This window comes from Blautia sp. MSJ-19, assembly GCF_018918125.1.
Taxonomy (GTDB): Bacteria; Bacillota; Clostridia; order Lachnospirales; family Lachnospiraceae; genus Blautia_A.
This window is the reverse complement of the sequence record NZ_JAHLQA010000007.1, coordinates 462,604-470,925: the sequence shown is the minus strand read 5'-3', so window position 1 is coordinate 470,925 and position 8,322 is coordinate 462,604. Positions and strand designations below refer to the sequence as shown.

At 40.4% G+C, this 8,322-nt stretch carries 6 protein-coding genes and 1 pseudogene; 1 reads left to right on the top strand and 6 read right to left on the bottom strand.

The genetic code is table 11. The features are described from left to right. The first annotated feature begins 1,043 nt into the window (after window positions 1-1,043). Window positions 1,044-2,457 (top strand): annotated as a pseudogene (locus KQI91_RS05155) (ATP-binding protein). A gap of 149 nt (window positions 2,458-2,606) precedes the next feature. Here KQI91_RS05155 and rpsI read toward each other — a convergent pair. From rpsI to KQI91_RS05125, 6 genes are all read right to left on the bottom strand, one after another. Then, on the bottom strand, window positions 2,607-2,999 hold the full coding sequence (rpsI, locus tag KQI91_RS05150; protein WP_005427589.1) for a 30S ribosomal protein S9: 393 nt from the start codon (window positions 2,997-2,999) through the stop codon (window positions 2,607-2,609). A gap of 16 nt (window positions 3,000-3,015) precedes the next feature. Then, on the bottom strand, window positions 3,016-3,444 hold the full coding sequence (gene rplM, locus KQI91_RS05145; RefSeq protein WP_216391782.1) for a 50S ribosomal protein L13: 429 nt from the start codon (window positions 3,442-3,444) through the stop codon (window positions 3,016-3,018). Between the two features lie 331 nt (window positions 3,445-3,775). Then, a complete protein-coding gene (locus KQI91_RS05140; RefSeq protein WP_216391781.1) occupies window positions 3,776-4,816 on the bottom strand; it encodes a zinc-dependent alcohol dehydrogenase in 1,041 nt (346 codons plus the stop codon). Window positions 4,817-4,905: 89 nt separating this feature from the next. Then, a complete protein-coding gene (locus KQI91_RS05135) occupies window positions 4,906-6,012 on the bottom strand; it encodes an anaerobic sulfatase maturase (protein WP_216391780.1) in 1,107 nt (368 codons plus the stop codon). 20 nt (window positions 6,013-6,032) lie between these two features. Next, window positions 6,033-7,517, bottom strand: coding sequence for a sulfatase family protein (locus tag KQI91_RS05130; protein ID WP_216391779.1), 1,485 nt, complete (start codon window positions 7,515-7,517; stop codon window positions 6,033-6,035). A 12-nt stretch (window positions 7,518-7,529) separates the two neighbouring features. Further along, entirely contained in the window at window positions 7,530-8,318 is a 789-nt protein-coding gene (locus KQI91_RS05125) for a sulfite exporter TauE/SafE family protein (protein ID WP_216391778.1), read from the bottom strand. Between the last annotated feature and the right edge of the window lie 4 nt (window positions 8,319-8,322).

Here is an 8,322-nt window from a genome sequence, read left to right as displayed (position 1 = left end):
ATCCATATCGAGTTCCTAACTTACGTCTTTTTTAGAAAATAAGCCGTAGGTTTATTAAAGTTACCCTTTTGTATCAAAATCTTTTTCAAATAACTCTTGACTATTTACCAAATTGCTTTTTTTACAAAGTGTAGAGAACTATACCGCAAATCTGGCGGAGGGTCAAGGGTTATTTGAAATATACACCGCTCCCGTTCGATCCTTATCTGTTTCAAATTGATTTGGATAAATCTTACTGCCTTCATAACCACATACGCCCATTCCCGGCGAATTACATATTGGTAACCACAAATCTGGAAAATAAAAATCATATTCATAAAATATATCGTCGCCAACATTTACAACATCTTTTAAACGATAATTCATATTTCTCAGTAATTATAATCTGAAAATATCTGCATATTCTTTTCCACAATATTTACAGATTCCTTTGGCTTGAACGGCCATATTATTTTTCCCGTATAAAAGTGTTTCTTAACGACATCCTTCTTAAAGATTATATTCTTTATAGAATTGCCTGTCCTTCTGCCTTAAGTTTTTCAGATTCCAGTTCCAGAACTTTTCCTCCCATGATATCACCTATTCCTTAAGTCCTTTATAAAAATACGTTTTCTTGCGTAAAATCCCAGTAGTCTTGCGTAAATTATAAAAAATTTACTCAAGCAAAAATTCTTTAATATCACTATTTAGTGACTATAGCTTGCATAAAACATTGAGTAACCTTGAATAATTTTTACTTAAGAATCCACGATGCTCGCTACTGATTACTTGAATCTGGATAAACAACTTCCTGTTTCTTTAGTGACGCTAAAGTTATAATGCTTCTATTTCGAGTATAGCATCTCTCAATTTTCAAATAAGCAAAAAATCGTGCGTTCAAAACGATTTCTGTATTTTCGCAAGCATTACTTTCACCTGTACTTCTTGTTTATAATATACGCAATATATTTTTCAACTGAACTCTTTGCTTCTATCGTTGCAATAATTTTCTCCGCTGGGTATAATAAAAAAAGACATTATATACCTCAAAGGAGAGATTTCATATGATAGAACAGCTCATTGCCGAAGCAACGGAATGTGATTTCAAAGTTGCTCTCGAAACGAGAAAGCTGGTTAAAAAGTGTCAGTGCCTTTTCCAATGGAATCGGCGGGACTCTGTTTTTCGGAATCTCTGATGACAGGAAACCTATCGGCTTATCCGATGTTCAAAAGGATGCTGAAGCGATCAGCCGCTTAATCAAAGAACGTATCACACCATTACCGCAGTTTATCTTAAAACCATTGCAGGAAGATGGTAAAAACCTGTTGGCACTGGAGGTTTCTCCTGGACGCAGCACCCCATATTATTACAAAGCAGATGGAGTGATGGAGGCATATATCCGCATTGGAAATGAAAGTGTAATTGCTCCAGACTATATTGTAAATGAACTGATCTTAAAGGGAACCAATCAGTCCTTTGACACCTTAATAACTGACTCTCCCAAAAAGGATTATAGTTTTACTCTTCTGGAGGCAACTTATCTGGAGCGGACCGGTCTTTATTTTGAACCATCCGACTATGGTTCTTTTGGTCTGATTGATAAAAATGGATTCCTGACCAACGCCGGAAAACTCATGACCGACCAGCACACGGTTTACAACTCCCGTATGTTTTGTACCAGGTGGAACGGCTTAGAAAAAGGATCCATCTTTGATGATGCTCTGGACGATAAGGAATACGAGGGAAATCTGATTTATCTGTTAAAAAGCGGCAGTGAATTTATTCGCAATAATTCCAAAGTCCGTTTTGTCAAAGAAGCTCAGTATCGCGTAGACAAGCCAGATTACGCTGAACGAGCTGTGACAGAAGCTCTTGTCAATGCCCTTATCCATCGTGATTACATTGTGCTTGGCAGCGAAGTTCATATTGATATGTTTGATGATCGTGTGGAAATCACATCTCCAGGCGGTATGTTTGGCGGTGGATCAATTCAGGAATATGATATTTACAGCATTCGTTCAATGCGGCGAAATCCTGTGATTGCTGATTTATTTCACCGTATGAAATACATGGAACGCCGTGGAAGCGGTCTGCGTAAAATCGTCAGTGAAACCAAAAAGCTGCCTGGATATACAGAGGCATATAAACCTAAGTTTTCCTCTACGGCAACAGATTTCAGGGTGATTTTGAAGAATGTAAATTACCATCATAGTCGCCCCATCATGGATACAACCCAAGTTAGGACCCAAGTCAGGACCCAAGTCAGGACCCAAGTTACCATTTCCGATAAAATCCTTACATTTTGTTCAACGCCTCATTCAAAAGCTGAAATTGCAGAACATTGTGGATATAAGAACACCAAAAACTTCACCAATAAATATCTACGGCCTTTACTTGATTCCAATACACTTAAAATGACCATTCCCGATAAACCCAAAAGCCGTAACCAAAAATACATTACCATTCATACCAAATAGCCAAGAAGCAGGACATAGGTCTCATCTCCCATTGTCCTGCTTCTTGTTCATTTACTTTATTATTCCATTTAGATATTAATATAAAAACCCCGGAACCAAAGATTCCGGGGTTGGATATACATCTGTATTCGAAAAAGCTTCGCTCCAGATTATCGTTTAGAGAACTGCGGTGCTCTACGAGCTGCTTTGAGACCGTATTTCTTACGTTCTTTCATACGTGGATCACGTGTAAGGAATCCAGCAGCTTTGAGAACTGGTCTGTATTCTGCGTCTGCCTCAAGAAGGGCTCTTGCAACACCATGTCTGATGGCACCAGCCTGTCCTGTGTATCCGCCGCCTTTAACGTTAACGAGAACGTCAAATTTGCCTTCTGTTTCTGTTGCAGCCAGTGGCTGACGAACGATAACTTTCAGAGTCTCTAATCCGAAGTATTCGTCGATGTCTCTTTTATTGATTGTGATTTTGCCTGTACCAGGTGTAAGGTAAACTCTTGCGATTGATTTCTTTCTTCTTCCTGTTCCGTAGAATTTTGCGCTAGCCAATGTCTCCTACCTCCTATTAAAATGTTAAGGTTTCCGGTTTCTGAGCTTCATGTTTGTGCTCTGGTCCGGCATAAACGAAAAGTTTCTTGTACATGGTTCTTCCCAGAGGTCCTTTTGGAAGCATACCTTTAACTGCCAGCTCGATAACCTTCTCCGGTTTCTTAGCCATCATTTCTTTTAATGTGGTTTCTTTCATTCCACCAACATAATCGGAGTGATGATAGTAAATCTTCTGGTCCATTTTCTTACCAGTTACTTTAACTTTTTCAGCGTTAACGATGATCACATAATCACCTGTATCAATGTGTGGTGTAAACTGAGGTTTGTTCTTTCCTCTTAATACGCTAGCAACACCAGATGCCAGACGGCCCAGTGTACAGCCTTCAGCGTCAACTACATACCATTTTCTTTCGATTTTATCTGGATTAGCCATATAAGTCTGCATGGTTTTACCTCCTGTTATTTATCAACGATAGTTTGTTTAATCACGAATTGTCGTGATATCATATATAATTCCTGGTGATCAGTGCAAATCTATACTGCGGAAATGTCCGAAACCGCTGATAAAAACACCTTTGCCGGGGCTTTGGCTCAGGAGTCATCGCACTACGTCACATTGGGTAATTCTACTATAACCCCTTCCATATGTCAACAGTTTTTTCCGGATTTTTGCAATTTTTTAATTATATTTTTTCATCTCTCGACAAACTCAGAAAAGCCATCATATCTGAAGTCCGCGTCAAAAATAGCCCCCAAAATCAGGGGGCTATCAAGTCTCAGATATTTTCCTCAGAAGAGTCCACGTCAATCAGCACTTTCATGGTTGTTTCTTTGTTATCATCGATGTACTGGTACGCTTCCAGGTAATCTTTAAATGCATACTCTTTGCTCATAAGCGGTTTTAACTGTATTTTTCCTTCGTTTACCAGACGGATCGCATCTACATAATCCTCATGACGATACATCATGGTTGTATTAAGATCCAGTTCATGATCATTCAATACGGCAAGATCCACCGTTGCCATTTTTCCAAAGACTGCAACCAGGATGATCGTACTTCCTTTTCTGGCATATTTTATTGCCTGTCCCATGGTGATATCATTGCCTGCACAATCATAAATCACATCTGCTTTGTCTTCGCCCAGACATTCTGTTAATGCCTCACCAAAATCCTTTTCTTTGGTGTTTACTGCAAAATCCACACCACATTTTTTCGCGAGCTCCAGACGATAATCGGAAACATCTGTAATCATGACTTTGTCAGCCCCAAGTGCTTTGCATGACTGAGCCAGAAGTATTCCTATCGGACCACATCCTAAGATTGCTACTTTAGCTCCTTTTATTTCTGGAAATCTCTTCGCTGCATGGACAGTTACCGCAAGGGGTTCGAGCATGGTGCCTTCACTGTAAGTCATGCTTTCCGGAATCGGTGTCACTTTTGACGCATCTACCGCAAAATATTCGCTTGCTGTTCCCGTTGTCTGGAATCCCATAACCTTCAGTTTCTCGCACAGATTGTATTTGCCGTGTCTGCATGGATAACACTCTCCACAGTATACCTGTGGCTCAATCGTTACTTTCTGTCCAACTTCCAGTCCCTGAACTTCTGAACCTAATTTGACAACTTTTGCGGATACCTCATGTCCCTGTGTTACCGGGTAGGAAGTAAACGGATGTGTTCCATGATATACGTGGATATCACTTCCGCAAATACCAATCTTCATAATCTTCACAAGAACCTGATCTGCCTTAATCTCCGGTACAGGAACTTCTCGAAATTCAATTTTTTTCGGTGCTGTCATTACCTGCTGTATCATATCATTCAACCACCTTTCTACTTTTATGCAAGTCCCCACCCACTGCTTATTGCTTTTCGCAATTAAAGCAGGGGACTTACTTTATTTTGTTAAAAATCTCGTGCAATTTCCGTCATTTTATCAAAACAGGCATCAAAGAATAAACGATACCCCTCACAGAAATAGTTCTTCCAGGTGCCATCTTCCAGCCTGTTTCTGTTTCTCTGACATCCACACCTGCACAGCTTCAAATATCTGCAGTTTTTACACTCCTCAGAGATTTTCAAAGATTCTTCCTGAAAGCGGATTTTTTTTCTGTTTTCATCCATCTCTCTGAACGTATCTGTATTGGCATTTCCCAGACAATACTCATCCATCATATAAAAATCACATGGATATACACTGCCGTCTGCTTCCAGCACATACTGTATCCCACAGCACCCTCTCTGGTCACAGGCTTCCGGTTCATACCCTTTGAGAATTCCTATGTAATTGTCAAACTGCCTGATATAAATTGCCCTGCCTGTATGAATATCTTCGTTCCATTTTTCAAACAGCCGGATCAGAAACCTTCCATATTCTGTCGGATCCAGCGAATAGTGCATTTTCCCTTTTTTCTGCTGCAATGGATCTATACATGGAATATACTGTTGATATTCAAATCCCTTCTTATTATAAAAACTATATATTTCATTGAGGTACCGGGCTGTCTGGTCATGTACGACCGTAAGAATGTTGTACGGCACTTCATACTGCTGCAGCATTTTGCAAGTTTCAAGAATGCGCTCAAACGTATCTTTTCCATCATGAAAATGCCGGTAACAATTATGTGTTTTCCATATCCCGTCCAATGAAATCCCAACAAGAAATCCACAGTTTTTAAAAAGTCTGCACCATTCTTCGTTTATATTTGTCCCATTCGTCTGAAATGCGTAAGTTACAGGAATGTTCTTTTTATTATATTTCGCCACATACTCCACTACTTTGTAGTAGAAATCAATTCCTCTCAGTGTCGGCTCGCCACCCTGAAATGCAATCGCACAACCGCCTTCTGCATGCGCAAGTGCTTTGCGGATAATATTCCGGGCCGTTTTTTCTTCCATCATTCCATAAAATTTCTGTGTTCTGTTTTCCTGTTCATCACAGTAAAAACAGTACTCACAGGTCATATTGCAGCTTCCGGATGCTGGTTTCATCAAAATACTGACTGGTGGCATTCTCTCATTCCTTTTCTTTTTTAGTACTCATTTATCAGATGCATAGAAAAATCCATATTTTTCATGATCGCACTGTCAAAATTTTTCTTGATCAGTTCATGCTTCAATACCTGATAAGATTCTTTGTTCCAGAGATTGTCGAATTCACATGGATCCTTCTCCAGATCATACAGTTCTCCGAAGTCTTTGCCATGGTAATTCACGATCTTGTATCTTCCATCAAAATACATTGTAGCATAAATGTCTTCATGTGTTCCTTTCAGACAATGATAAAATTCGGAATAAACGGAATCCTTATGATAATCTTTGTCTGCTGCTCCTGTCAGAATAGGAACCAGACTCTTTCCCTGCATAAAATAAGGTACTTCATAACCGGCAAGTTCCATCAGTGTCGGAGCCAGGTCAACCAGTTCCACCAGTGCGTTAGATTTTACGTTCTGAAGGATTCTTGACGGGCATGAAATAATCAGTGGCACATGTGTAAGTGCTTCATAAAAATAAGCACCTTTCCAATATAAACCATGATCTCCATTCATCTCACCGTGATCACTCATGTAGATCACAACTGTATTTTCTCTTTCTCCGGTCTTGTCCAGGTAATCCATCAATCTGCCGAACTGATCATCTACAAGTTCTATTTCTGCATAGTAATCACGAAAATGTTCTCTCTTTTCATAATCTGTCAGTTCCGGGAACGGCTCTGCCTGTCCCTCCTGTCCGCCAATATAGAAATCTCTCTGCTGATGAGGCGGTTTGTTTTCCAGTTCGCCTTCTTTCCAGAGCGGCAGCGGCATATCTTCTACTTTGAGTTTATCCTTGTATTCCTGCGGTGGATCGAGCGGCGGATGCGGGTCATACGGATTCAGACTTATCAGCCACGGTCTGTCTTTTCCTTTATTTTCTTCAATAAATTCTATTGCTTTTTCCACGCACCAGGTGGTCTGATGGTACTCAGCCGGAACCCCGACTGTCTTTCCGGTAAAGTTCGGATTCGGAGTCGGCGGCCAGGTTGCCATACTGGTATATTTTCCACCATAGATATCTGCCCATTTCAGCCCTTTTTCTTTCAGCCAGTTCTGATAGCAGTTTTCTCCGTGCAGCCAGTCATCATTCGGATGTTCACTCCACTGTACATAAGTATATCCATCGTCTGTTCGGTTTTCCATTCTGCCCTGTGCGGATGTCAGATGCAGTTTTCCTGACAAACCACATACATACCCTTCATCTGCCAGAAGCTTTGTAACCAGTTTTTCATCCTTTGAATAATTATCATTTCCATTATAAAAAGCTTTTGTGGTTCTCGGATAACGTCCTGTCAGAAAACACGAACGACTTGGGGTACACACAGGTGCCTGCGTATACGCTCTCGTAAATGCAACACCCTCACTGACAAATTTATCAATATTCGGTGTCTTAATGTATGGATTCCCCAGACAACCGATCGTATCCCATCTCTGCTGATCCGTACAGAACCAGACAATATTCAATGGCTTCTTCTGTGCCATAGCATCATCCTCCTAATTCATAAATTTGAATATATTGAATACATTTATAAAAATAATCACGATCATTAAAATGATGAAAAGTTTCTCTACTGTCTTTTCTGAGATTTTCTGATTCAATGCTCTTCCCACGATTCCTCCCAGAATACCGCCACCAGCCATAAGTATCAGAATTCCAATAGAAAATTCCGGTATTCTGCCTGTAAAAAGTGACAGCAGCAGACTTGTTATCTGTGAAAAGAAAATGATATACAGTGAATTTTCGGCTGCTGTCTTTGTATCCATGGAAAAAAAGTAAAACAGCACTACCAGATTGACCGGACCGCCTCCAATGCCAAGAAATGAAGACATGATTCCCAAAAGCAGTCCGATAATGATGCAGACTCCTGCAGCCCTTATATTTCTGGTTGCAATTTTTTTCTTGTACACGGTGTACAATAAAGTGCCCACTGTAACAAGTAAAAGGCATCCAGCCTGCACTGCACCTATTTTGTTTTTATCAGGACTTAAGGCCGTTGCAAATGAAAACAGCCATTTTCCGATAATCCCGCCTGCCGAGGCTCCAACAGCCAGAGGAAACCCTATTTTCTGATCTATGCAGGACTTTTTGCTGCATTTGCTTTTGAGGACCGAGTATGTGGTCATCGAAAGCACTGTACACCCAGACAGAAAGCTGATGGTCTCAACATCGAGGATCCCGAATGCATCCAGCACAGGTTTTATGATCACACCACCGCCAATGCCGCAGATCGCACCGACAACGGAAGCCCCAAAACAGATCAGACCAAATAACAGAAAAATCATTTGT